Origin of the sequence: Amycolatopsis vancoresmycina, from assembly GCF_000716785.1 — a bacterium.
GTDB lineage: Bacteria > Actinomycetota > Actinomycetes > Mycobacteriales > Pseudonocardiaceae > Amycolatopsis > Amycolatopsis vancoresmycina.
Genome location: NZ_JNYY01000007.1, coordinates 234959 through 259332, shown reverse-complemented (window position 1 = coordinate 259332; position 24374 = coordinate 234959). Strand labels below are relative to the sequence as shown.

The 24374-nt window shown below is 71.8% G+C and carries 20 protein-coding genes; 10 read left to right on the top strand and 10 right to left on the bottom strand.

The window, feature by feature from the left end:
• Positions 1 to 322: 322 nt before the first annotated feature.
• The 5 genes from OO60_RS19545 (at position 323) to OO60_RS19525 (ending at position 7273) form a co-directional block, all read left to right on the top strand.
• The gene (locus tag OO60_RS19545; protein ID WP_003068352.1) at positions 323 to 1546 is read left to right on the top strand and encodes a GGDEF domain-containing protein; all 1224 of its coding nucleotides are present in this window, start codon (positions 323 to 325) and stop codon (positions 1544 to 1546) included.
• Between the two features lie 510 nt (positions 1547 to 2056).
• Entirely contained in the window at positions 2057 to 3124 is a 1068-nt protein-coding gene (locus tag OO60_RS19540; protein ID WP_033261820.1) for an NAD(P)-binding domain-containing protein, read from the top strand.
• Positions 3125 to 3522: 398 nt separating this feature from the next.
• Positions 3523 to 5079, top strand: coding sequence for a discoidin domain-containing protein (locus OO60_RS19535; RefSeq protein ID WP_003068356.1), 1557 nt, complete (start codon positions 3523 to 3525; stop codon positions 5077 to 5079).
• Positions 5080 to 5090: 11 nt separating this feature from the next.
• Positions 5091 to 6323: an MFS transporter gene (locus OO60_RS19530; protein WP_003068361.1), complete on the top strand. Its 1233-nt coding sequence runs from the start codon at positions 5091 to 5093 to the stop codon at positions 6321 to 6323.
• Positions 6320 to 7273 carry a TolB-like translocation protein gene (locus OO60_RS19525; protein WP_003068364.1) on the top strand — a complete coding sequence of 318 codons (954 nt, stop codon included), beginning with the start codon at positions 6320 to 6322 and terminating at the stop codon, positions 7271 to 7273. The genes OO60_RS19530 and OO60_RS19525 overlap by 4 nt, the downstream gene beginning before the upstream one ends.
• Here OO60_RS19525 and iolD read toward each other — a convergent pair.
• From iolD to OO60_RS19485, 8 genes are read right to left on the bottom strand one after another with little or no spacing between them, the layout of a single operon-like run.
• Positions 7258 to 9093: a 3D-(3,5/4)-trihydroxycyclohexane-1,2-dione acylhydrolase (decyclizing) gene (iolD, locus tag OO60_RS19520; RefSeq protein ID WP_003068366.1), complete on the bottom strand. Its 1836-nt coding sequence runs from the start codon at positions 9091 to 9093 to the stop codon at positions 7258 to 7260. The two genes, OO60_RS19525 and iolD, sit on opposite strands and share 16 nt — an antisense overlap.
• Positions 9090 to 9980: a 5-deoxy-glucuronate isomerase gene (gene iolB, locus OO60_RS19515; RefSeq protein WP_003068368.1), complete on the bottom strand. Its 891-nt coding sequence runs from the start codon at positions 9978 to 9980 to the stop codon at positions 9090 to 9092. Before iolB ends, iolD begins: the two co-directional genes overlap by 4 nt.
• A complete protein-coding gene (locus OO60_RS19510) occupies positions 9977 to 10867 on the bottom strand; it encodes a Cgl0159 family (beta/alpha)8-fold protein (protein ID WP_003068371.1) in 891 nt (296 codons plus the stop codon). Before OO60_RS19510 ends, iolB begins: the two co-directional genes overlap by 4 nt.
• Complete coding sequence (gene iolC, locus OO60_RS19505) at positions 10864 to 11793, bottom strand: 5-dehydro-2-deoxygluconokinase (protein WP_003068374.1); 930 nt, start codon at positions 11791 to 11793, stop codon at positions 10864 to 10866. Before iolC ends, OO60_RS19510 begins: the two co-directional genes overlap by 4 nt.
• 34 nt (positions 11794 to 11827) lie before the next feature.
• On the bottom strand, positions 11828 to 12607 hold the full coding sequence (locus OO60_RS19500) for an ATP-binding cassette domain-containing protein (protein WP_003068376.1): 780 nt from the start codon (positions 12605 to 12607) through the stop codon (positions 11828 to 11830).
• Positions 12604 to 13647, bottom strand: coding sequence for an ABC transporter permease (locus OO60_RS19495; protein ID WP_003068378.1), 1044 nt, complete (start codon positions 13645 to 13647; stop codon positions 12604 to 12606). Before OO60_RS19495 ends, OO60_RS19500 begins: the two co-directional genes overlap by 4 nt.
• Positions 13644 to 14639: a sugar ABC transporter substrate-binding protein gene (locus OO60_RS19490; protein ID WP_003068380.1), complete on the bottom strand. Its 996-nt coding sequence runs from the start codon at positions 14637 to 14639 to the stop codon at positions 13644 to 13646. The genes OO60_RS19495 and OO60_RS19490 overlap by 4 nt, the downstream gene beginning before the upstream one ends.
• Positions 14640 to 14662: 23 nt before the next feature.
• A complete protein-coding gene (locus OO60_RS19485; protein ID WP_033261819.1) occupies positions 14663 to 15541 on the bottom strand; it encodes a TIM barrel protein in 879 nt (292 codons plus the stop codon).
• Positions 15542 to 15667: 126 nt separating this feature from the next.
• Between OO60_RS19485 and OO60_RS19480 the strand changes: the two genes are divergently transcribed.
• Together OO60_RS19480 and OO60_RS19475 are read left to right on the top strand one after the other, a co-directional pair.
• Positions 15668 to 16675, top strand: a complete 1008-nt coding sequence (locus tag OO60_RS19480) for a LacI family DNA-binding transcriptional regulator (RefSeq protein WP_033261818.1) — start codon at positions 15668 to 15670, stop codon at positions 16673 to 16675.
• Positions 16672 to 17670 (top strand): Gfo/Idh/MocA family protein, encoded by a 999-nt coding sequence (locus OO60_RS19475; protein WP_003068389.1) that lies wholly within the window; start codon positions 16672 to 16674, stop codon positions 17668 to 17670. Before OO60_RS19480 ends, OO60_RS19475 begins: the two co-directional genes overlap by 4 nt.
• On the opposite strand, the gene OO60_RS19470 is transcribed toward OO60_RS19475, so the two are convergent.
• Positions 17667 to 17999, bottom strand: a complete 333-nt coding sequence (locus tag OO60_RS19470; protein WP_003068392.1) for an ester cyclase — start codon at positions 17997 to 17999, stop codon at positions 17667 to 17669. The two genes, OO60_RS19475 and OO60_RS19470, sit on opposite strands and share 4 nt — an antisense overlap.
• 46 nt (positions 18000 to 18045) lie before the next feature.
• On the opposite strand from OO60_RS19470, the gene OO60_RS19465 reads away from it, so the two are divergent.
• The gene (locus OO60_RS19465; protein ID WP_003068395.1) at positions 18046 to 18903 is read left to right on the top strand and encodes a LysR family transcriptional regulator; all 858 of its coding nucleotides are present in this window, start codon (positions 18046 to 18048) and stop codon (positions 18901 to 18903) included.
• Between the two features lie 2 nt (positions 18904 to 18905).
• Here the strand turns inward: OO60_RS19465 and asnB are convergent, their stop codons facing one another.
• Positions 18906 to 20747 carry an asparagine synthase (glutamine-hydrolyzing) gene (asnB, locus tag OO60_RS19460; RefSeq protein WP_033261817.1) on the bottom strand — a complete coding sequence of 614 codons (1842 nt, stop codon included), beginning with the start codon at positions 20745 to 20747 and terminating at the stop codon, positions 18906 to 18908.
• A gap of 389 nt (positions 20748 to 21136) precedes the next feature.
• On the opposite strand from asnB, the gene OO60_RS19455 reads away from it, so the two are divergent.
• Together OO60_RS19455 and OO60_RS19450 are read left to right on the top strand one after the other, a co-directional pair.
• On the top strand, positions 21137 to 23677 hold the full coding sequence (locus tag OO60_RS19455) for a DUF4118 domain-containing protein (RefSeq protein ID WP_003068400.1): 2541 nt from the start codon (positions 21137 to 21139) through the stop codon (positions 23675 to 23677).
• Positions 23674 to 24372 (top strand): response regulator, encoded by a 699-nt coding sequence (locus tag OO60_RS19450; protein ID WP_003068403.1) that lies wholly within the window; start codon positions 23674 to 23676, stop codon positions 24370 to 24372. Before OO60_RS19455 ends, OO60_RS19450 begins: the two co-directional genes overlap by 4 nt.
• Positions 24373 to 24374 lie beyond the last annotated feature (2 nt).

Here is a 24374-nt window from a genome sequence, read left to right as displayed (position 1 = left end):
CCGGGGGCGGCGGGTCGGGTTGGTCTAGCGCGGGGGTGGCCCGGCGCGACGAGCTCGACCGCTCTCGCTCTGCGCAAGCCGGCCGAGCTGGGCTGATTTACTCTGCGCGGGTTTTCGGGCAGGCGCGTTGCCGGCAATTCCCCCGGACTGGCGACGCCGCTCGCCGGAACGGCTACCCTGGGCAACCTGTCGGCCGAACTTCGCGCAAGGGGTACGTCACGATGCCGGTTCGTCACGTCTGTGACCTCGGCTCTTGAGAGCGCTGGCCGCCGTGCGCCGGGAAGCGGTTTCCTCCTGGCCGGGCTGGCCTGCGCGATGGGCGATGTGGGGCGGCGCCAAGGCCCGCTGGATCGCCTATGCGCTCGGTTGTGAACTGCTGGCCGTCGTCGCGACGGTGACCGCGCTGGTCAGCGGGTTCGGTGGGCCGGTGCGTCCGGTGTGGTTCGCCGTGCTGGTCGCGTTGGGGGTGGCGCAGGCCGAGATGTCGCGCCGCATCGAACGGTTGCGCCGGTGGATGAGCGGGCAGACGCACATCAACGTGACGTCCGTCTGGTACCTGGCCGGCGTCGTCCTGCTCCCGCCGGCTTGGGTCGCGCTGCTGGCCGTCGTGCTCTACACGCACCTGTGGGTGCGAGTGTGGCGACAGGTGCGTACGCGGCCCGCGCACCGCTTCGTCGCCAGCACGGCGTGGGCGATGCTCTCCTGCTTCGCTGCTTCCTCCGTTCTCGCGGTCTTGGGGCTGCACGGGACGCCGCTGCAGACGCCGCGCGGGTTGTTCGCATTGTGCCTGGCGGCCGCGGTGTTCGAGCTGGTGAACGTCGGCGTCGTCGCGGCCGGGATCTACCTGTACACGAGCCAGCGCTCGGCGGCGGACCTGATCGGCACCTGGGAAGACAACGCTTTCGAGCTGGCGACCCTCTGCCTCGGCGGGCTTGCTGTGCTGGCGCTGGTCGAGCAGCCGGTGCTGGTGGTGTTCGTTGTCGCGCCGTTGCTGCTGTTGCACCGGTACCTGTTGCTGAAGCAGCAGCTGCAGGTCGCCGCGGTCACCGACGAGAAAACGGGGCTGCTGAACACCGCGGGCTGGCACGAATCCGCGGTCCGCGAGCACGCCCGCGCCCAGCGCCGCGGTGCGGCCGGCGACTTCGCCGTGCTGATGATCGACCTGGACCATTTCAAGCGCATTAACGACACGTACGGCCACCTGACCGGCGACGACGTTCTGGCCGCCGTCGCGGTGGCGATCTCCGGGGCGGTGCGCCAGGGCGACACCGTCGGCCGGTTCGGCGGCGAGGAGTTCGTCGTGCTGCTGCCGGGCATCGGCCACGCGGACGTGCTGGCCATCGCGGAACGGGTGCGGGTGGCGGTGGGCGAGCTGAACGTGGTGATCTCGACGGGCTCGGGCACGGTCCGGGTGAGCGGTTTGTCGGTTTCGATCGGGGTGGCCCGCCATCCCGACGCCGGCCCGACTCTCGACGATGTTCTCCGCACGGCTGATGCTGCGCTGTACCGGGCCAAGGAGGCGGGGCGGAACCAGGTTGCCGTGTGAGGGGAACGGGCCTGGTGGGCCGCGCCTCGCTGAGGACGGGAGCGTTGGTTCCTTTCCAGGTTTGGCATGGCTGACGCTGGGGTGGGCGGGAGCCGGTTGCGTGGCGGGGGCCTGCTGGTGCGGGCTCGGGTGGGCCGGAGGGCGCCGGTTGGGTGGCGGGTGGCCTGGTGGTGCGGGCTGGGCTAGGCCGGGGCAGCCGGTTGCGTGGCGGGTGGCTCGGTGATGCGGGCCCGGGTTGGCTGGAGGGCGGTGGTTTAGGTAGCGGGTGGTGCGGGCCGGGCGAGGCCGAGGCAGTCGGTTGTCTGGCGGGTGGCTCGGTGGTGCGGGCAGGGCTGAGGTGGGGGAGCCGGGCGGGTGGCTCGAGTGGTGTGAACCCGGCTGACCGGAGGAAGCCGGTCGCGTGGCTGCTGGTGAACGGGTGCCGCTGAATCGGCGCAGTCAGCCGCCCGAGGAGCGTGCAATGTGATGTAGGGCGCGAAATATGCCCGGGTGGTCGTTGTTGGACTCTCCATGAGCGGTGCGGATCACGAGACTGAAGTCGTGGTGATCGGGGCCGGGCAGGCTGGGCTCTCGGCCGCCTATCACCTGCGGCGGGCCGGTTTTGGCAATGGGCGTGGGTTCGTTGTGCTCGATCACGGGAAACGGGCCGGGGGTGCCTGGCAGTACCGGTGGCCGTCGCTCGTTCTCGGGAAAGTTCATGGCATTCACGACCTTCCCGGCATGGCCTTCGGCACTCCCGACGTCACGCGCCCTGCCTCCGAGGTGGTCTCCGAGTACTTCGCGCGCTTCGAGAGCGTCTACGACCTTCCGGTGCTGCGGCCCGTCGATGTCCAGTCCGTGACGCGCGCGGGGGACCGGCTGGTCGTCTCGAGCCCGGTGGAATCCTGGGCCGCGCGGGCCGTCATCAGTGCCACCGGGACCTGGGACCGGCCCTTCTGGCCGCGCTATCCCGGCCAGGAAACCTTCGCCGGGCGGCAGCTGCACACCGCCGACTACGGTGGGCCCGAAGCCTTCCGGGGACTGCGGGTGGTCGTCGTCGGGGGCGGGGCGTCCGCCGTTCAGCTGCTCATGGAGTTCGCGCCGCTGGCCCGCGCCGCCGCCTGGGTCACCCGGCGGCCGCCCGTGTGGCGGGACGAGCCCTTCAGCGAGAACTGGGGACGCACCGCCGTCGCCAAGGTCGATGACCGGGTGCGAGCCGGGCTGCCGCCCGAAAGCGTTGTCAGCGTCACCGATCTCGCCGTGACGCCGGAGGTGCGGGCCGCGCGGGCCGCCGGGATCCTCGAGCGGCGGCCGATGTTCGAGCGCATCACGCCCGGCGGTGTCGTCTGGGCGGACGGCTCGCGGTTCGACGCCGACGTGATCCTGTGGGCCACCGGCTTCCGCGCGGCGATCGACCACCTCGCCCCGCTGCACGTGCGTGAACCGGGTGGCGGGATCCGCATGGACGGCACGCGGGTGGTGCTCGAACCGCGGCTGCACCTGGTGGGGTACGGGCCGTCGGCGAGCACGGTCGGGGCGAACCGGGCGGGGCGCGCCGCGGTGGCGGAAATCCGGAAACTGCTGGGGTCGGACGGCTGAGCCGGGTCTTCGCCGGAGGGCTGGGGTTCGGGATGCAGGGGCCATGCATCCGAAACTACCGAACATCTGTGCGACTGCCATCGCTGAATCGGGTGGTCTTCCGACGGTGACTTTCGTTGCGGAACAACGAAAGTCCCGCGGCCCGGAGCAGGGTCCCGCTCATCGGCACACGCGCTGAGCTGCGGAAACCGTGAAGAAATCACCCTCTTGACCGATTCAACGGCAAGACAAGTCTTGTCAGCCGGATCACCGCCTCGATACGCTCTCATTAGTTAGGAAACTTTCCTAACAGTTTCACTCCCGTTAACCCGACGCCGCAGCCCACCAGCCACCGCCAGGCCCGTAAGGAGCGCGACGTGCCGTCCACCCGCCTACGTCCCTTAGCCCGACTCACCCCGGTGCTCGCCGCCGTGGTGCTGCTGCCGTCCGCGATCGCCGCGGCCGCCGGCACCCAGGCCGCCGATGTCCTGCTGTCGCAGGGAAAACCCGTCGCCACCTCGACCGTCGAAAGCTCGTCCTACAGCGGCGCCAAGGCCGTCGACGGCAGCACCACCACCCGCTGGGCCAGCGCCGAAGGCGCCGACCCGCAGTGGCTGCGGATCGACCTCGGCCAGACCGCGAGCATCCACCGAGTCGTGCTCAACTGGGAAGCCGCCTACGCGAAGAAGTACCGGATCGAAGTCTCCGACGACGGCACGTCGTTCACCACGGCCGCCACCGTCGACACCGGCGACGGCAAGATCGACGACCTCGGCGGCCTCACCGCCCGCGGCCGCTTCGTACGCTTCGTCGGCCTGACCCGCGCCACGAGCTACGGCTACTCCTTCTGGGAGATGCAGGTCTTCGGCAGCACGGACTCCTCCGGCGACACCCAGGCCCCGACCACCCCGGCCGGCCTCGCCGCGGGCACGGCGACCGCCACCAGCGTCCCCCTGACCTGGTCCGCCGCCACGGACAACGTCGGCGTCACCGGGTACGACGTCCTCCGCAACGGCACGGTCGTGGCCACCAGCGCGACGACGTCCTACACCGACACCGGGCTCACGCCGAGCACGAGCTACACCTACGCGGTCCGCGCCCGCGACGCCGCGGGGAACGCCTCGCCCGCGAGCACGCCGATCACGGTCAAGACCGCGGCCGGGAGTGCGGGATTCGTCCTCGCCGCGGCCGGTGACATCGCCGAGCGCTGCACCGCGAGCAGCTCCGGCTGCGTCCACCCGAAGACCGCGAAGCTCGTCGAGAACATGAACCCCGCGGCCGTGATCACCATGGGCGACAACCAGTACGACGACGCCCACCTCTCGGACTTCAAGTCCTACTACGACACGACGTGGGGCAAGTTCAAGAGCAAGACCAAGCCCATCCCCGGCAACCACGAGACCTACGACGACACGCCGTACAAGGGCTACGACGACTACTTCGGCGCCATCGCGAAGCCGCAGGGAAAGCGTTACTACAGCTGGGAACTGGGCAACTGGCACTTCATCGCCCTGGACTCCAACGACTTCGCGACCCACGAGTTCGGCCCGAGCGAGCAGCTGGCCTGGCTGAAGCAGGACCTGGCGAACAACACCAAGGGCTGCGTCGCCGCGTACTACCACCACCCGCGGTGGAGCTCCGGTGACCACGGCGACAACCCGGACAGCATCGAGCTGTGGAACCTGATGGTGTCCAGCAAGGTCGACCTCGTCCTCAACGGTCACGACCACGACTACGAGCGGTTCGTCCCGCAGAACGCCGACGGCAAGGCGGACGCGAACGGCCCGGTCGAGATCGTCGGCGGCAGCGGCGGCGCCAACCTGTACGACCTCAGCCCGGCCCACGCGACGACCGCCAAGCTGCTGAAGACCTTCGGCGTCCTCAAGCTGTCGATGACGGACACGAGCTTCCAGACGCAGCTCATCGGCGTCGACGGCAAGGTCCTGGACACCAGCCCGACCTACACCTGCCACTAGGAGGCCCGGGCATGTACATCGCGGCAAGCCGTACCTCGGACCTGGCCTCCGGCACCGACCGCAAACCGGCGCTCAAGCGGGTGTCCGCCAACGTGGTGGCGCTGGGGATGGTCAGCCTGGTCACCGACGTCTCGTCGGAGATGGTCACCGCCGTCCTCCCGCTCTACCTGGTGCTCGGCCTCGGCCTGAACCCGCTGCAGTTCGGCCTGCTCGACGGGCTCTACGCGGGCGCCACCGCGGTCGTGCGGGTGCTCGGCGGGCACCTCGCCGACCGGTGGCGGCGGCTCAAGGCCGTCGCCGGGTTCGGGTACGGCTTGTCCGCGGTGTGCAAGCTCGGCCTGGTCGCGGCCGGATCGTCGGTCGCGGCCATCGGGGTCGTGCTCGCCGCCGACCGCACCGGCAAGGGCCTGCGCACCGGCCCGCGTGACGCGCTCATCTCGCTGTCCAGCGAGCCGGCCACCCTCGGCCGGTCGTTCGGCGTGCACCGGGCGATGGACACTGTCGGCGCGTTCCTCGGCCCGCTGGTCGCCATGGCGGTGCTCGCGCTGAGCCTCGGCAGCTACACCAGCGTGTTCTTCACCAGCTTCTGCGTCGCGGCCATCGCCGTGCTGCTGCTGGCCCTGTTCGTCCGCGACCGGCCCGGCGCGGTCGACCGCGCGGCGGTGTCCGCCCGGGCCGCGTTCGGCCTGCTGCGCCAGCAGGACTTCCGGCGCGTGACGCTCTGGGCGGCGCTGCTGGGCCTGGTGACGGTCGGCGACTCGTTCGTCTACCTCGTCCTGCAGCGGCGCTGGGAGATCGCGGCGACGTACTTCCCGCTGCTGCCGCTGGGCACCGCCGGGATCTACCTGCTGCTGGCCGTGCCGCTGGGCAAGCTCGCCGACCGCGTCGGCCGGTGGCCGGTGTTCCTCGGCGGGCACGCGGCCCTGTGCCTGGCCCTGGTGCTGTTGTGCGGCCCGCAGGCCGGGCTGTGGCTCGCCGTGGTCGCGCTCGGCCTGCACGGCGTGTTCTACGCGGCCACCGACGGCGTCCTGATGGCCGCCGCCGGCCCGCTCATCCCGGCCGGCCTGCGCGCCACCGGGCTGGCCGTGGTGCAGACGGGCCAGGCCGTGGCCCGGATGCTCTCTTCCGTCCTCTTCGGACTGGCGTGGACGCTGTGGGACCTGCGGCCCGCGGTGCTCGTCGCCGCGGCCTGCCTGGCCGCCGTCGCCCTCGCCGCCGCCTTCGCGAAACCGGTGCGCCCGTGAAGAAACTCGTCCTCGCCCTCACCGGCACGGCCCTCCTGGTCGCCGCCGCCGTCACCTACACGGTCAGCGCCCGCCACGACACCGCGGCCGCCGAACCGGCCGCCGCCCTGACGCTGGCACCCGGGCAGCTGCTCTTCCGCGACACGGCCACCGGCCGCGTCGGCGCCGTCCCGCTCGGCGACACCACGGCGAAACCGCAGCTCAGCGGCCTGAAGTGCGACCGGTTCGCCACGGCGAAGCAGACGGCGGTGTGCCTCGCGGTCCGGCCCGGCACGCTCCCGGCGATCACCGACGTCCTCGTCCTCGACGACCACCTCGCGGTCCGCCACACCGAGACCCTGCCGGGGACCCCGAGCCGCGCCCGCGTCTCCCCGGACGGCAGGCGCGTCGACTGGACGCTGTTCGTCACCGGCGATTCCTACGCGCAGACCGGCTTCTCGACGCGCGCGGGGCTCTACGAGGTCGACACCGGACGGCTCGTCAAGACGATCGAGGAGCTGCCGGTCTTCAAGGACGGCAACCGCTACTTCGCGGCGGACGTCAACTACTGGGGCATCACCTTCGCGCCCGACGGCAACCGCTTCTACGCCACCCTGGGCAGCAAGGGCACGACGTACCTCGTCGAAGCCGACTACGCGCGCTACCGCGGGAAGACGCTGCGCGAGAACGTCGAATGCCCGTCCCTGTCCCCGGACGGCAAGCGGGTCGCCTTCAAGAAGAAGGTCGGCGACGGCGTCTGGCGCCTGTCCGTCCTGGACCTCGCGAGCCTGAAGGAGACCGAGCTCGCCGAGCCGCGCAGCGTCGACGACCAAGCCCTCTGGCAGGACGACCACACGATCCTGTACGGCCTGGGCAACGCCGTCTGGGCCGTCGCCGCGGACGGCACCGGCACGCCGCGGCAACTGGTGGCCGGTGCCGCGTCGCCCGCCGTCACTCAGGACCCGAGGTAACGCACCTGGCCGCCCTTCCCGCGTTCGTAGCCGTCCCGCCCGGCCAGGTGCCCGGGCACGCCGACCTCCCACCACGCCCCGGCCTCGGTCCACGCCGACGGCTGCGTCTTCACCACGACGACGGCCGGGCGCTGCTCCGCGACGGCGGCCTCGCGTGCGGAAGCGTAGGCGTCCCGCAGTGAGTCCACAGTGGACGCGGTGAACACCACACACCCCAGCGATTCCGCGTGCCGCGCGAAGTCGACTCGGGGTGGTGAAGCGTGCGAAGTCGTGCAGTCGGCGTAGAAGTTGTTGAACGGCTTCCCGCCCTGGCCCTCCTGAAGCCGCGCGATCACGGCGTACCCGTCGTTGTCGCAGACGACGGCGACGAACGGGTGACCGGCGAACGCGGCCGAGAACAGCTCCGAGTTCAGCATCAGGTACGAGCCGTCACCCAGCAGCGTGGTCACCAGGCCCGGGTGGGCGATCGCCGCGCCCCACGCGCCGGACAGCTCGTAGCCCATGCAGGAGAAGCCGTACTCGACGTCCATGGAAACCGCGCCGGACCCGCGCCAGCCGCCGATCAGCTCGCCGGGCAGGCCACCCGACGCCGTCATGACGTAGTCGTCCGCCGCCGACAGGTCGTTGACCACGCCGACGACCTGCGCGTACGACGGCAGCTCAGCCGAAGCGGAACGCAGCGAGCCGACGTGCGCGTCCCACGACGCCCGCTCGGCCGCGGCGCGCGAGGTCCATTCCGCGGCCACCCGCCAGCTTTCGAGCTGGGCGGCGAGGTCCGTCAGGCCCGCGTCGGCGTCCCCGACCACCGAGAGCGCGCCGTGCTTGACCGCGTCGAACCGGGCCGCGTTGAGCGACACCAGCCGGACGTCGGGGGAGAACACCGTCCAGGACGCCGTCGTGAAGTCCTGCAGCCGCGTCCCGACCGCGAGGACCACGTCCGCGGCGGCCGCGAGGACGTTCGCCGACGTCGAGCCGGTGATGCCCAGCGGGCCCGCGTGCAGCGGGTGCTCGTGCGGCACCAGCGTCCGGCCCGCGGTGGTCTCGACGATCGGAAGGCCGTGCCGCTCCGCGAAGCCGAGGGCGCGCTGCCCGGCCCCGGAGTACCGGACGCCCCCGCCGAGCACCAGCAAAGGGCGCTGCGAAGCACGCAGGACCGCGGCCGCTTCGGTGACCGAACGCCGGTCCGGGCGCGGCCGCAGCGGGCGGTGCGTCACCGGCTCGAACAGCGCCTCCGGGAAGTCGTACGCCTCGGCCTGGACGTCCTGCGGCAGGGCCAGGGTCACCGGCCCGGCGTCGGCCGGGTCCGTGAGCACCCGGGCGACCTGCGGCAACGTCGAAAGCAGCTGCTCGGGCCTGCTGATCCGGTCGAAGTAGCGCGAGACCGCGCGGAAGGCGTCGTTCACCGTCGCGGTCGCGTCGCCGAACGGCTCGATCTGCTGCAGCACCGGGTCCGGCGCCCGGCTGGTGAACGTGTCGCCCGGCAGCAGCAGCACCGGCAGCCGGTTCGCGTGCGCGACGCCGGCCGCGGTCACCATGTTCAGCGCGCCCGGCCCGATCGACGACGTCACCACGCCGACCTGCCGCCGGTGGGTGGCCTTCGCGTACCCGACCGCGGCCAGCGCCATGCCCTGCTCGGTGTGCCCGCGCCAGACCGGGATGTCCCCGCGGTGCTCTTCCAGCGCGGTGCCGAGGCCGAGGACGTTGCCGTGCCCGAAGATCGCGAACACGCCGGGGAACAGCGGGACTTCGCGCCCGTCCAGGGTTTCCGAGCGCTGGGCGAGGATCCAGCGGACCAGCGCCTGAGCCGTCGTCAGCTTCACTGCACACGCCCTTCGTGACTCGTGACGGGGCACCGCGGGTCGAGTTCCTGCGACGCCCACGTGTCGCGGACCCAGCCGTGCGCGGGGTCGTCGCAGAACGCCATGGACCGCTCGCCGGCCGGCCCGGCCAGGACGTTCAGGTAGTACATCGGGTAGCCCGGCGCGGCCACGCACGGACCGTGGTAGCCGCGCGGGATGAGGAAGACGTCGTGGTCGCGCACGGCGACGTCCTCGTCGAGGTCGCCGTCGCCGGTGTACGTCCGGTGCAGGCCGAAGCCTTCGCGGGACGGCGTCACGCCGTCGCGGCCGGCGATGCGGAAGTAGTAGATCTCCTCGTTGACGACCTCGCACCCGGTCGCCTCGTCGTGCTTGTGCGGCGGGTACGACGACCAGTTGCCGCCCGGCGTGATCAGCTCGCACGCGTTCAGCTTGTCCGCGTGGTCCCACACCCCGGGCACGCCGAAATTGGTCACCTGCCGCGTCGCCTGCCCGGCGCCCCGCACCTCCACCGGGACGTCCTCGGCAGGCCCGTACCGCGGGGTCAGCCGCCGGGAGCAGCGCGTCATCGGCAGCGCGACCTCGAGACCGTCCGTTGTCGACAACTCGACTTCGGCGTCCCGGGGGACGTACGCGAAGTCCGTCACGCGGGCGAAGACCGACGAGCGGCCGGCCAGCTCGAAGGTCTCGCCGTCGACGCGGACGGTCGCCGAACCGGCCAGCGGCAGCACGAACGCCTCGAATTCGCCGGTGTGCAGCACCCGGACCTCGCCGGGGGCCAGGGAAAGCACCCGGAGCCCGGTGTACGTCCAGCCCGCGCTGTCCGGGGTCAGCCGGACCGGGTCGGCGTCGTCGGACAGGGTGCCGAGCGGACGGTGCAGCTTGCTCACTTCGCGGCCTCCAGGACCTTCGCGGCGGCTTCCACGGCGGCGCCGACGTCACCGCCCGGCGGGTAGAGCAGGGTGCGGCCGACGACCAGGCCGCGGACGACGTCGTGGCGCAACGTCCGGCCCCACGAGGCCAGGTCGGCGGCCGGGTCGCCCGACGGCACGCCGCCGAGCACCACCACCGGCAGCGTGGTGGCGCCCAGCACGGCCGCCGAGTCGGTGGGCGGCAGCTTCAGCCACGTGTGCGCCGACGTCACGCCGAGCCCCGAAGCCACCGTAACCGCCCGCGCGAGCGACACGGGATCCTGCTGCAGCACCAGTTTCCCGTCCGAACGGCGGTAGGGCAGCGGTTCCACCATGGCGACCAGGCCGTACGCGGCCAGCTCGGTGACGGCGTCGGCGCAGGCCTGCAGCGTCGGGACCGTGCCCGGGTCCGAGTCGACCAGGCGCAGCAGCATCTTGCCGCCGTCGAGCCCGCAGTCGACGAGGGTGCGGGCGTCGTAGCCGGTGAACCGGTCGTCGATCTCCCAGTCGGCGCCGGCCAGGCCGCCGCGGTTCATCGAGCCGAAGACGACCTTGTCGTGCAGCGCGCCGAGCAGCAGCAGTTCCTCGACGACGTCGGGGGTGCCGAGGAAGCCGTCGACCGCGGGGTTGGCCAGCGCGACGAGCAGCCGTTCGAGCAGGGTCCGCCGGTCGGCCATGGCGAGGGGGTCCTCGCCGACGCCCAGGGCGCCCCGGGCCGGGTGGTCGGCCGCGACCAGGAACAGCGTGCCCTGGTCGGACAGCAGCTTCGACCGCCGGCGCCGGGTCGCGTACGCCTGCCGGATCGCCCCGGGGTTGGTGGCGCGGACGTGCAGGAGGTCCCGCCAGCGGTCGTCGGTGAGGATCACAGCAGCTCCTCGATTTCGGCGGCGGTCGGCATGGCGTCGGCACAGGCCAGCCGCGACGCCACCAGCGCACCCGCCGCGTTCGCGTACTCCGCGATGCGCACCGGATCCCAGCCGGACAGCAGCCCGTGGATCAGCGCCCCGCCGAAGCCGTCCCCGGCGCCCAGCCCGCAGACGACCTCGACGCGTTGCGGCGGCACGGTCGACCGCCCGTCCGGGGTCGCCACCAGCACGCCTTCGGCCCCCTTCTTGATCACGGCGAGCCGCAGGCCCCGCGCCAGCAGGCGGTCCGCGGCGGCGTCCGGGTCGGCGGTCCCGACGGCGACCTCGACCTCGGTGCGGTTGCCGACCGCGACCGTGACGTGGTCGAGCAGCCCGCCGATCGCTTCGCGGGCCTCGGCCACCGACGGCCAGAACATCGGCCGGTAGTCGAGGTCGAGGACGGTGTGCTCCCCGCGGCCCCGCGCTTCCAGGATCTTCCGCTGGGTCGTCCGCGCCGGTTCCGCGGACACGCCGGTGCCGGTGACCCACAGCAGCGGCACCGACTCGACGACGTCCCACGGCACGTCGTCGTCGGTGAGCGTGAGGTCGGGCGCGATCGGCGAGCGGTAGAACAGCAGCGGCGGGTCCGCGGGCGGGTTCAGCTCGCAGAACACCACCGGCGTCTGCAGATCCGGCGAGGTGCCGACGAAGTCCGGGGAGACGCCGAAGCCGTCCAGGGCCTGCCGGACGTAGTCGCCGAAGCCGTCCGGGCCGACCTTGGTGAGCACCGCCGTGCGCCGGCCGAGCCGCGCGGCGGCGACCGCGACGTTGGTCGCGGTCCCGCCGAGCGACTTCGCGAACGTGCTGACCCCGGCCAGGGGCACGCCGCTCTGTTCCGGGTAGAGGTCGACACCCACCCGGCCGATCGTCAGCGCTTCGATGGTCATTCCGCCTCCGCGGGAACGAGTGCGTCGGCGGGCGTCACGCCTTCTCCACCTGCCGCAGCTCGTGTTCGAGGGCTTCCAGTTCGGCACCGCCCGCCATCTGCCGGGTCAGCTCGTTGATGTCGATCTCGGACTTCTCGTAGTGCCCGAGCGCGGCACCCCGCTTGAGCAGCAGGAACCGGTCGGCGACCGGGTAGGCGTGGTGCGGGTTGTGCGTGATCAGCACGACGCCGAGCCCGCGGTCACGGGCCTGGGCGACGTACTTGAGCACCACGCCGGCCTGCTTGACGCCGAGGGCGGCGGTCGGCTCGTCCAGGATCAGCACCTTCGCACCGAAGTACACCGCGCGCGCGATCGCGACGCACTGGCGTTCGCCGCCCGAGAGCGTCCCGACCGGCTGCTCGACGTCCCGCAGGTCGATGCCCATGTCGGACAACGCCTTCTTCGTCGTCTCGCGGCCCTTCCTGCGGTCGAGCATTCGGAACGGGCCGAACCCGGTCGTCGGCTCGGAGCCGAGGAAGAAGTTCCGCCAGACGCTCATCAGCGGCACCACGGCGAGGTCCTGGTACACGGTCGCGATCCCGCGGTCGAGGGCCTCGCGCGGCGAGGAGAACCGCACCGGCTCGCCCTCGACCAGGAACTCGCCGCGGTCGTGCTGGTGCACCCCGGCGAGGATCTTGATCAGGGTCGACTTCCCGGCGCCGTTGTCGCCGAGCACGCAGGTCACCTCGCCCGCATTGACCACAGCGGACACATCGCGCAGCGCGATCACGCTGCCGTAGGTCTTCCCGATGTCGCGAACTTCGAGCAGGCTCATCGGCGTACCCTCTCCGCGCGGCGCCGGAAGGCGTTGTTGACCAGGACCGCGGCCAGCAGCATGACGCCGAGGAACAGCATGAACCAGTCGCTGTTCCACTGCGCGAACACGATGCCCTGCCGCGCCATGCCGAAGATCAGCGCGCCGATCGCCGCGCCCACCGCCGAGCCGAACCCGCCGGTGAGCAGGCAGCCGCCGATCACCGCCGCGATGATGTACTGGAACTCCAGCCCGATGCCCTGGTTCGCCTGCACACTGGCGAAGCGCAGGATGTTGATCGAGCCGACCAGCCACGCGCCGAGCGCGGTGCCCATGAACAGCAGGATCTTCGTGCGCACCACCGGCACGCCGACCGAGCGGGCCGACACCTGCGACCCGCCGACCGCGAAGATCCAGTTGCCGAACCGGGTCCGCACCAGCAGCCACGCGGCGATCGCCGTGACCACGATCCACCAGACGATCGACGACTGGAACTCCGTGCCGCCGATGTCGAACGTCGAGGCGAACAGCCCGCCGGCCGACTCGTAGCCGCTGGTCGAGCGCATCCCCGACACCTGGACGGTGTTGGTGACCAGCCGCGTCACGCCGAGGTTGAGGCCCTGCAGGGCCAGGAACGACCCCAGCGTGACGATGAAGCTGGGCAGCCCGGTCTTCATCACCAGCCAGCCGTTGAACGCGCCGACACCGAGCGCGAACACCAGCGATGCCAGCAGCGCGACCCAGACGTTCCAGCCCGCCTGCGTCGCCAGGATCGCGGTGACCAGCGACGTCGACGCCGTCATGACGCCGGCCGAGAGGTCGAACTCGCCGCCGACCATGAGCAGCGCGACCACGACGGCCATGATGCCCAGCGTCGAGGAGTCGTCGAGCCAGGTCGCCACGCCCAGCGGGCTGAGGAACTGGCCGGTGACCACGGAGAAGAAGGCGAAGACCAGCACGGCGCCGAGGAGCGCGCCGATTTCGGGGCGGACGACCAGCCGGTCGGTCAGTCCCTTCTTGGCGACGCGCTCGTCGGGCTGCGCTTGGATGGCTGCGGTCATCGCGTGCCGCGCTGCGCGTACGGGGCGATGGTGTCGATGTTGGTCTTGTCGACGAAGCCGGGGCCGGTCTGCACCGGGTGGCCGCCGCCGATGGTGTTGCCGTTCTCCTTGTACAGCTTGAGGAACACGATCGGCAGGTAGCCCTGCTCGTACTGCTGCTGGTCGACGGCGAAGAGGATGCTGCCGTCCTTGATGGCCGCGACGACGTCGGCGTTGAGGTCGAAGGTGGCGACCTGCGCCTTGGAACTGGCTTCCTTCGCGGCGGCGACCGCGCGGGCGGCGACCTGGGAGTTCAGCGCCAGCACCGCGTCGATCGACGGGTCGGACTGCAGCGCGCCGCGGATGCGGGCCTGCGCGTCGGTCGGGTTGGAGATGTCGACCTGCAGCGTCGTGACGTTGCCGAAAGACTGCTTCGCGCCGTCACAGCGCTGGTTCTGGCCGATGTTGCCGGCCTCGTGGATGACGCACAGCAGCTTGGTCTTGCCTGCCGCCTTGAGCCGCTGGCCGGCGCCCTGGCCCGCGAGGCCCTCGCTCTGCCCGACGTGGGCGATCGCGCCGAACTGGGCGCTGAAGTCCTCGCCGGAGTTGATCGTGATGACCGGGATGCCGGCCTTCACCGCGTTCTGGATCGACGTCTGCAGGGCTTGCGGGTTCGCCATCGAGACGACCAGGCCGCCGACCTTCTGGGCGACCGCGTTGTCGATCAGCCGAGCCTGGTTGCCCGGGTCGCCGTCGGAGAAGTAGTCGACGCCGACGTTCAGGTCCTTGCCCGCCTGCTCGGCGCCGTTCTTCACGACGTTCCAGAAGGCGTCGCCGGCACTGCCGTGCGTCACCACGGCGACCTTCAGCGGGCCGCCCGCGCTCGGCGCCGCGGCGGCCGGGGCGCTGGAGCTGCTCTTGGCGTTGTCGGCGGTGGGGCCGCTGCAGGCGGCGAGGACCAGCGCGGCGGCGGCGATCGCCGCCACGCCGGCCAGCTTCTTCAGAGGCAACATAGTCACTCCTTTGGGACCAGGGGTTAGAGGGAGCCGATGATCTTCGCGAGGTGGGCCAGGCTGCGCTCGGTGTCCCGCCGGGGTAGGTCGTCGGGGCTCTCCGCGCCGAGGGCGGTGTCCTGTTCGAGGACGTACCAGCCGTCGTAGCCGGCCGCCTGGACGGAGCGCACCATCGACGCCACGTCCACGTCCCCCTCGCCGAGCGGGGTGTAGATGCCCCGCCCGACCGCGTCGGTGTAGCCGAGCCGTCCCGCGCGGACCTCGGCCGCCAGGTCTTCTCGGACGTCCTTGAGATGCACGTGCCCCACCCGTTCGGGATACCGCTGCGCCAGCTCGACCGGATCCGTCCCGCCGATCATCAGGTGGCCGGTGTCGAGGCACAACCCGAGATCGGAATCGGCGAGGAAGCGCTCGACCTCGGCCTGCTGCTCCACGTGCGTCCCGACGTGCGGGTGCAGCACGGTGCGCAGGCCGTGGCCGGCCGCGATGTCACGGATCTTGCCCGCGGTGTCGATGAGCGTCGTCCATTCGGCATCGCTCAGCTTCGGCCGGTCGTCGTAGCCGTCGAGGCCGGTCGCGGCCGCGAGGACGAGGACGTCACCTCCGCACGCGGCGAACAGCGCCGCGGATTCTTCGGCTTCCGCGAGGGCGTGCTCCTGGTTTTCGTGGAGGACGACGGCGAGGAAGCCGCCGACGAGCGTCAGGTCGTACCCGCCCAGCAGCGCCCGCAGCCCGGCCGGGTCGCGCGGGAGGTACCCCGGCGGGCCCAGCTCGGTCGCCTGGACGCCGAGCTCCGCCATCTCGCCGAGGACGGTCGCCGCGTCCAGTACCCGGCCCCAGCCCGGGACTTCGCAGACGCCCCAAGAGATCGGGGCGGCGGCCACGCGGATCGTCGCTGTCACAAGGGGCCTCCGTTGGTCCGTTGGAGCGCTCTATTGATTAGAGCGCTCTAATCTTGTAGCGTCCGTCACAGCAAAGTCAAGGCTGAGTTTTCCGAGATCAGGGGAGGTGGGGTCGTGCGTCCGACGATGGAGGACGTCGCCGCGCGGGCGGGAGTTTCCCGCGCGCTGGTCTCCCTGGTGATGAGGAATTCACCGAAGGTCTCCGACGCCCGGCGCGCGGCCGTGCTGCGCGCGGCCGAAGAACTCGGCTACCAGCCGCACGTGATGGCGCGCTCGCTGGCCAGCCGGACTTCCACCGTGCTCGGCGTGATGGTGAACGACCTGCGCAACGCGTTCTTCGCCGACGTCGTCGAGGGGCTGGACGCGGCCGCCCAGGCCGCAGGCTTCGACCTCATCCTCAACACCGGCGGCCGCAGTCCTGCGCGCGAGTGGAACGCCCTGCACAACCTGCTTTCCTTCCGGCCGGCGGGGATCATCCTGCTTTCGCCGGTCGTGCCGGCGGCGTCGATCCAGGTCGCGGCCAAGCAGTGCCCGGTCGTGCTGGTCTCGCGGACGATCCGTGCATCCACAGTGGACACGGTGAACGACGACGGCGAGGCGGGTTCCGCGCTGGCCGTCGACCACCTCGTCGGGCTCGGGCACCGGCGCATCGCGCACCTCGACGGCGGGGGAGCGGCGGGCGCGGCCCAGCGCCGCCGCGGGTTCCAGGCGGCGATGCGGCGGCACGGGCTGGAGCCGGTCGTCGTGCGCAGCGAGCACACCGACACCGGCGGCGAGAAGTCCGTTCGGGAGCTGCTCGCGACCTACTCGCGCGCGCAGCTGCCGACGGGGCTGGTGGCGGGCAACGACTTCAACGCCGTGGGGGCCATTTCGGCGCTGGAGGAGGCCGGGCTGCGCGTGCCGGAGGACGTCTCGGTCGTCGGCTACGACAACACGTCGCTCGCGGCCCTGCGGCACCTGTCGCTCACCACGGTGGACCAGCCGCGCACCGAGATGGGCCGGTTGGCCTTCGAGGCGCTGGCCGAGCGCATCCGCGGGGAACGCACGGAGCCGGTCCGGCACCTGCTGCACCCGTCACTGGTGGTCCGGGCGACCACCGCCGAGTTTTCCGACACAGGAGGAGCACCACGATGAGGTTGGGACTGGCGGGCACCGGCCGGATCGGCACCGCGCACGCGGAGACGCTGAAGGGCTTCGAGGAGGTCGAGTCGGTCGTCGTCGCCGACGTCGACACCGCGCGAGCCACCTCCGCGGCCGCGAAACTCGGCGTCGAGTCAGTTCCCCTCGGCGAACTGTTCGCCGCGGGCCTGGACGGCCTGGTCGTCACGGCGGCCACGGACGCGCACCCCGGCCTGATCATCGCGGCGGTCGACGCGGGCATCCCGGTGTTCTGCGAAAAGCCGGTGGCCGCGGACATCCCGGGCACCCTGGCCGTCATCGACCGGATCGGCGCCTCGGACGTGGCGGTCCAGATCGGTTTCCAGCGCCGCTTCGACGCGGGCTACGCGGCGGCGCGCGCGGCGGTCGCGTCGGGCGAGCTGGGCTGGCTGCACACGCTGCGGGCGACGACGTTCGACCCGGCACCCCCGCCGGCGGAGTACGTGGCCCACTCGGGCGGCCTGTTCCGCGACTGCGGCGTCCACGACTTCGACATCATCCGCTGGGTGAGCGGCCGCGAGGTCGGCGAGGTCTACGCGATCGGCGCGAACCGCGGCGAGCGGTTCTTCCACGACGCGGGCGACGTGGACACGGCGGCGGCGACGCTGACCCTGGACGACGGAACTCTGGCCACGGTGTCGCTGACCCGCTACAACGGCGCGGGCTACGACGTGCGCCTGGACGTGCTGGGTTCGGTGTCCGGCGTGGTGGTCGGCTTGGACGACCGGGCGCCGCTGCGGTCGGTGGAGCCGGGTGTGGAGCCGCTGCCGGGGCCGCCGTACCCGGGGTTCATGGAGCGCTTCCGCCCGGCGTACACGACGGAGCTGCGGGCGTTCCTGGACGTGGTCGCGGGCCGGGCGCCGTCCCCGTGCGGAGCGGCGGACGCGCTGGAGGCGTTCTACATCGCGGAGGCGTGCGAGGTGTCCCGCCGGGAACGGCGCCCGGTGAAGCTGGCGGAGATCCGCCGCTAGCCGGTGACGCGCCAGTGCTCCACGATCCGGCCGTCCCGGAGCCGCTCGATCTGCATCTGCCGGGCCGGTTCCGGGCCGAAGCCGTGGACCAGCACGTGTGCCGCCACGAAGTTCCCGTCCGCCAGCAGGTGCACCTCCTCGAACCGCAACTCCGGCGCCTGCCGGCGCAGGTCCTCGACGATCGGCTTCAGGCCCTCGGGCCCCGGTGGCAGGCCCGGCAGGCTGGGGCTGTGGTTGACGTACGCGGGGTCGATCAGCTCGTCGAACGCTTCGAGGTCGCCGCGGCCGAAGGCGTCGAGGTAGCGGCGGATGACGTCGATGTTGGTCATGCCGACAGGCAACCAGCGCCGGTGCCGGAGGAGAAATACGCCATTTATGCTGAACACGTATGAATGGGTTCGAAGCGTTCGTCGCGGTGGCCGGGAGCTGCACTTCGGCCGGGCCGCCGACCGGCTGGGCGTCAGCCAGCCGACGCTTTCGCGCGCGGTCGGCGGGCTCGAACGCGCGCTCGGCGTGCCGCTCTTCGACCGCACCACCCGCCGTGTCGCGCTGACGCCGGAAGGCGAGGCGATGCTGCCGGACGCCCGCACCGCCGTCGAGGCGACCCGGGCCGCGCGACGCCGGGCCCGGCGGGCGGGTTCGCTGGTCGTGGTGTCCAAACCGGACGGTGACGGCGGGCTCCTGCCGGGCATCCTCGCGACGCTGGCCGAGCCGGCGGAGCTGCTGTTCGCGACGACCGGCGACGAAGCCGCGTGCATGCTCCGCGACGGCCGTGGCGACGTGGCGCTGGTGGCCGCCCCCTTCGACCGCACCGGGCTGGACGTCGAACAGGTCCGGGCCGAGCCGCGTGTCGCCGCCCAGCCGCGGGGCCGCGAAGCGATGACGCTGGCGGCAGCCCTCGCCCGCCCGGCGGTCACGTGGCCCGGCGTCGACGAGCGCCTCGACGCCTACTACCGGGCCCGTGACCCCGGGACGCTCGCCCGGCTGGCCGAGCCACCGCCCGTCGCGCACGGGCCTGCGGCGAAGGACCTCGCCGAAGCGTTGCGGCTGGTCGAGCTCGGCCAGGCGGTGACGTTCCTGCCGGAGTCGGCCGCCCGGCGCTACCCCCGCGACGGCGTCGCCTACCGCGAGCTCGACGGGCTCAGCGAAGCACGGCTGCAGGTGGCCTGGCCGTCGACGTCCCGCTCGCCGCGCGTGGCCGCCTTCGTCCGGGCGGCCACGCGCACGCGCTGACCTCAGCCGAGCTGCAGCGTCGGGGCGTACATCTCGATCCAGTGGTACAGGTCGAGCACCCGGTCCAGGCCGATGCGCATCGCCGGGTCCATGGTCGCCGAGTCCACTTCGGACGCTCGGTGCGCCCAGGCCCGGTCCACCAGTTCGAACACCTGGTGGCGAGGCTCGGCCAAGACCTCCTTGACCTGCTGCTGCAGGGCCGCCGCGTAACCCGGGTCCTGCGTCGACGGGTACGGGCTCTTCACCCGCTGGGCCACCGATTCCGGCAGCACGTGCGAAGTGGCGTGCCGCAGGAGGCTCTTTTCGCGGCCGTCGAACGTCTTCAGCGACCACGGCGTGTTGTACACGTACTCGACCAGCCGGTGGTCGCAGAACGGCACGCGGACCTCCAGGCCCACCGCCATCGACGCGCGGTCCTTGCGGTCGAGCAGCATCCGGACGAACCGGGTCAGGTGCAGGTTGCAGATCGTCCGCATCCGCGCCTCGACCGCCGACTCGCCGTCCAGGTGCTCGACCGCGGAAACGGCCGAGGCGTACTGGTCGGCGATGTACGACTCGACGTCGAGGTTCTTCACCAGCTCCGGCGTGTACAGCGACGACCGCTCGTCCATCATCGACGTCCGGAACGCCAGCCACGGGAACGTGTCCGCGTTGACGGCCTTCTCGTCGTGGAACCAGCGGTAGCCACCGAACACCTCGTCGGCCGACTCGCCCGACAGCGCCACCGTCGACTGGCCCCGGATCGCCTTGAACAGCAGGTACAGCGACGTGTCCATGTCGCCGAGGCCGGCCGGGATGTCACGGGCCCGCAGCACCGCGCGCCGGACCTCGGGGTCGGTCAGGTCGCCCGGGTTGAGCATGACGTCTTCGTGGGCGGAGTTGACCAGGGAAGCCACATCGCGCACGAACGGCGAGTCCGCGGTGTCGCGCATCTCGTCCGGCTTGAAGTTCTCCTCCTGGCCGAAGAAGTCGACCGAGAACGTCCGCAGCTGCTCGCCCTGCTCGGCCAGCCGCGCGGCGGCGAGCCCGGTGACGGCGCTGGAGTCGAGGCCGCCCGAGAGCAGCACGCACCGCGGGACGTCGGCGACCAGCTGCCGGTTGACGATGTCGGTCATCAGCTCGCGCACGCGCGCGACCGTCGTCTCCTGGTCGTCGGTGTGCTGCTTCGCGTCCAGCTTCCAGTAGGTGCGGGTCTTGATGCCCTCGCGGGACACCGAAACGATCGTGCCCGGCCGGACCTCTTCCATGTCCTTCCACAGCGACCAGCCCGGCCGCTTGGTGAAGCCGGCCAGCTCGCGGAAGCCGTCGAGGTCGACGACCTTCTCGGCCAGCGGGTTCGCCAGGATGGCCTTCGGCTCGGAGCCGAACAGCACGCCGTCGCGCGTCGGGTAGTAGTAGAACGGCTTGATGCCCATCCGGTCGCGGATCATGACCAGGCGCTCGTCGCGCTCGTCCCAGATCGCGAAGGCGTACATGCCGTTGAGGTGGTCGACGACCTCGTCGCCCCACTGCAGGTAGCCGTGCAGCACCACTTCGGTGTCGCTGTCGGTCTCCCACTTGTGGCCGAGCTTCGTCAGTTCTTCCTTCAGCTCGGTGAAGTTGTAGGCCTCACCGCTGTACACCATCGCGATGTCGCCGTTCGGCGTCGAGACCGTCATCGGCTGACGGCCGCCGGGCAGGTCGATGATGGCCAGCCGCCGGTGGCCGAGGGCGACGTGGGTGCGCACCCAGGTGCCGGCGTCGTCGGGCCCGCGGCAGGCCATGGTCCCCGTCATCGCGTCGACGACGTCCCGGCGGCGGGTGAGGTCGGTGTCGTAGGAGACCCAGCCGGCGATACCGCACATAGCGAAACCCCTCCCAAAGATTTGCTTAGCTAATACAACTATCAGTAACACAGGTGTAACACGACCCGAAGATCTTGTCTGCCCGAATTGCACGTTCCGTGCGTGTTCGGTCACCGGTTGTGGCGTGAGTCACTGACCAACTACTTGTGGTGAGAAGCGGGCAACCGCTTGCGTGACCGCCGCCACTGAGGCGTCAAGGCGGCGTAAATGCCCGTCAAGAACGCATCAAGACGTCGTCAGCCGGCCGCCGGAACGGCGGGAGGAAACCGCAGAGTGACGTCGACCCGGTCACCCGATCCGGTGACCTACTTCGAAAGGTGCCCGTGGCGGACCCGCGCTCCCACCCGGCTCGGCCGTGCACGCCGCGGCCGGAGAGGCACACTGACAGCGTGACCACCGAGAACGCGCCGAAGCCGCGCCGCGGGGAGCTGAGGATCTACCTCGGCGCGGCGCCGGGCGTCGGCAAGACCTTCGCCATGCTCGGCGAAGCACGCCGCCGGCTCGGCCGCGGCACCGACGTCGTCGTCGGGCTGGTGGAGACGCACGGCCGGGCCAAGACCGCGGAACTGCTCGACGGTCTCGAGATCGTCCCGCGCCGCCGCGCCGACCATCGCGGCCGCGCGTTCGAGGAGATGGACGTCGACGCGATCCTCGCCCGCGCGCCGGAGGTCGCCGTGGTCGACGAGCTCGCGCACACCAACGTGCCGGGGTCGCGCAACGCCAAGCGCTGGCAGGACGTCGACGCGCTGCTGGAAGCCGGGATCGACGTGCTGTCCACGGTCAACGTGCAGCACCTGCAGAGCCTCAACGACGTCGTCGAGCGGATCACCGGCGTCACCCAGCAGGAGACCGTGCCGGACGAGGTCGTCCGCCGAGCCGGGCAGCTGGAGCTGGTCGACATCACCCCGGAGGCGCTGCGGCGGCGGCTGGCCCACGGCAACGTCTACCCGGCCGAGCGGATCGACGCCGCGCTCGGCAACTACTTCCGCCCCGGCAACCTCACCGCGCTCCGCGAGCTCGCCCTGCTCTGGGTGGCCGACCAGGTCGACGTCGCCCTGCAGCGCTACCGCGCCGAACAGCGGATCACCGACACCTGGGAGACGCGCGAACGCGTCGTCGTCTCCATCACCGGCGGCCCGGAGAGCGAGACGCTCATCCGCCGCGCCAGCCGGATCGCCACCCGGGCCGGCGCCGAACTGCAGGTGGTGCACATCCTGCGCGGCGACGGCCTCGCCGGGATCGGCCCGACCGCGATGGCCCGCTGCCGCACGCTCGCCGAAGAGGTCGGCGCCACGTTCCACACGGTCGTCGGCGACGACGTGCCGACCGCGCTGCTGGACTTCGCCCGCGGCGTCAACGCGACCCAGCTGGTCATCGGGACCTCGCGGCGCTCGCGCGTGGCCCGGCTGTTCGACGAGGGCATCGGCGCCTCGGTGGTCCACCGGTCGGGCCCGATCGACGTGCACACGGTCACCCACTCCGAGGCGGGTGGGCGCCTGCGGCCGCGGCCGGCGGCGAGCCCGCTGGGGCTGTCGAGGCTGGTCGCGGGCTGGGTGCTGAGCGTCGTGCTGCCGGTGCTGGTCACCCTGGTCGGCGTGGTCGTGCCGAGCGGGCTCGACTTCGCCACCGACGTCATCTCCTACGTGCTGGCCACGGTGATCGTCGCGCTGGTCGGCGGCCTGGGCCCGGCGCTGGTCGCGGCCGTGCTCGGCGCGGGCCTGCTCAACTTCTTCTTCACGCCACCGCTGTACACGCTCAACGTGCACACGCCGCAGAACCTCGTGACGCTGATCGCGATGGTCGTGGTCGCGGTGCTCGTCGCGCTGGTCGTCGACCAGGCCGCGCGCCGGGCCGCGCAGGCGGCGCGGGCGCGGACGGAGGCGGCGCTGCTGGCGTCCTACGCGCGGACCGTGCTGACCCACGCGAACCCGATCGAGCGGCTGCTGGAAAAGGTGCGGGAGAACTTCGCGCTGACCTCGGTGACGCTGCTGGAGAAGCAGGAAGGCGAGTGGCGGGCGGTGGCGTGCGCGGGGGAGCACCCGTGCGCCGACCCGGACGAGGCCGACGTCGACATCGCCGTCACCGCCGACGTGCACCTGACCCTGCGCGGGCGGGCGCTGCCGGCGGCCGACCGGCAGGTGCTGGAGGCCGTTGCCGGGCAGGCGCTGCTCGCCCTGCGCCAGCAGCGCGCGGCCGCCGCCGCGGCCCGCGCCGAGCGCAAGGCGGAGGCGACCGAGCTGCGCACGACGCTGCTCTCGGCCGTCGGGCACGACCTGCGCACGCCGCTGACGTCGATCAAGGCGTCGATCGGCAGCCTGCGCGCCACCGACCTGGATCTGTCCGAAGAGGACACCGCCGAACTGATGGAGGCCATCGAGCTGTCCGCCGACCGGCTGGCCGGGCTGATCGACAACCTGCTCGACTCATCGCGGCTGGCGACCGGGGCGGTCAAGCCCCACCTGCGCCCGGTGGGCTACGACGAGGTCGTCGCGCACGCCCTGTCCACTGTGGACGGATCGGACGCGGTGCTGGTGGCGGTCGACGACCAGCTGCCTTCGGTGCTGGCCGACCCCGGGCTGCTGGAGCGGGTGGTGGCGAACGTGCTGGACAACGCCCTGCGCCACGGTAGCGGCGGCGGCCCGGTGTCGGCCAGGGCCAGCGCCCACTCCGGCCGGGTGGAGCTGCGGATCGTCGACCACGGCAAGGGGCTGCGCAAGGGGGCGGCGGACTCGGCGTTCGCGCCGTTCCAGCGGCTCGGCGGCGACCGGGACACGACCCCGGGCGTCGGGCTCGGGCTGTCGGTGGCGAAGGGGTTCACCGAGGCGATGGGGGGCACGATCCGCGCCGAGGACACCCCGGGCGGCGGGCTCACCATCGTGGTTTCGCTGCCCGCGTTCAGCGTGGCGTACGAAGAGGAGGGGGTGCGATGAGCGACCCGGGTGCCACCGTGCTGGTGGTGGACGACGAGCCGCAGATCGTGCGGGCGTTGCGGATCAACCTGTCCGCCCGCGGCTACAAGGTGATCACCGCGCACGACGGCACGGCCGCGTTGAAGGCGGTGGCCGAGACCAAGCCGGACGTGGTGGTCCTGGACCTCGGCCTGCCGGACCTGGACGGCACGGAGGTGATCGCGGGCCTGCGCGGCTGGACGACGGTCCCGATCATCGTGCTGTCCGCCCGCGGCGACTCGGCGGACAAGGTCGAGGCGCTCGACGCGGGCGCGGACGACTACGTGACGAAGCCGTTCGGCATGGACGAGCTGCTGGCCCGGTTGCGGGCGGCGGTCCGCCGCTCGGCGGTGGCGGGCGGCGACGGCGCGGACGCGGTGGTGGACACGGCGTCGTTCAGCGTGGACCTGGCGGCGAAGAAGGTCCGCCGCCACGACGGCGTGGAGGTCCACCTGACGAAGACCGAGTGGGGCGTGCTGGAGCTGCTGGTCCGCAACCGCGGCCGGCTGGTGGCGCAGAAGCAGCTCCTGCACGAGGTGTGGGGCCCGTCGTACGAGACGGAGTCGCACTACCTGCGGGTGTACCTGGCCCAGCTGCGGCGCAAGCTCGAGGTGGAGCCCTCCCGGCCCCGGCACCTGCTGACGGAACCGGGGATGGGTTACCGCTTCGAGGTCTGAAC

What these genes read in the sequence shown, in the direction of transcription:
- OO60_RS19545 (WP_003068352.1), top strand. Translation starts at nt 323, where the DNA reads ATGTGGGGCGGCGCCAAGGCCCGCTGGATCGCCTATGCGCTCGGTTGT.
- OO60_RS19540 (WP_033261820.1), top strand. Translation starts at nt 2,057, where the DNA reads ATGAGCGGTGCGGATCACGAGACTGAAGTCGTGGTGATCGGGGCCGGG.
- OO60_RS19530 (WP_003068361.1), top strand. Translation starts at nt 5,091, where the DNA reads ATGTACATCGCGGCAAGCCGTACCTCGGACCTGGCCTCCGGCACCGAC.
- iolC (WP_003068374.1), bottom strand. Translation starts at nt 11,793, where the DNA reads ATGACCATCGAAGCGCTGACGATCGGCCGGGTGGGTGTCGACCTCTAC.
- OO60_RS19500 (WP_003068376.1), bottom strand. Translation starts at nt 12,607, where the DNA reads ATGAGCCTGCTCGAAGTTCGCGACATCGGGAAGACCTACGGCAGCGTG.
- OO60_RS19495 (WP_003068378.1), bottom strand. Translation starts at nt 13,647, where the DNA reads ATGACCGCAGCCATCCAAGCGCAGCCCGACGAGCGCGTCGCCAAGAAG.
- OO60_RS19490 (WP_003068380.1), bottom strand. Translation starts at nt 14,639, where the DNA reads ATGTTGCCTCTGAAGAAGCTGGCCGGCGTGGCGGCGATCGCCGCCGCC.
- OO60_RS19480 (WP_033261818.1), top strand. Translation starts at nt 15,668, where the DNA reads ATGGAGGACGTCGCCGCGCGGGCGGGAGTTTCCCGCGCGCTGGTCTCC.
- OO60_RS19475 (WP_003068389.1), top strand. Translation starts at nt 16,672, where the DNA reads ATGAGGTTGGGACTGGCGGGCACCGGCCGGATCGGCACCGCGCACGCG.
- OO60_RS19470 (WP_003068392.1), bottom strand. Translation starts at nt 17,999, where the DNA reads ATGACCAACATCGACGTCATCCGCCGCTACCTCGACGCCTTCGGCCGC.
- OO60_RS19465 (WP_003068395.1), top strand. Translation starts at nt 18,046, where the DNA reads ATGCTGAACACGTATGAATGGGTTCGAAGCGTTCGTCGCGGTGGCCGG.
- asnB (WP_033261817.1), bottom strand. Translation starts at nt 20,747, where the DNA reads ATGTGCGGTATCGCCGGCTGGGTCTCCTACGACACCGACCTCACCCGC.
- OO60_RS19450 (WP_003068403.1), top strand. Translation starts at nt 23,674, where the DNA reads ATGAGCGACCCGGGTGCCACCGTGCTGGTGGTGGACGACGAGCCGCAG.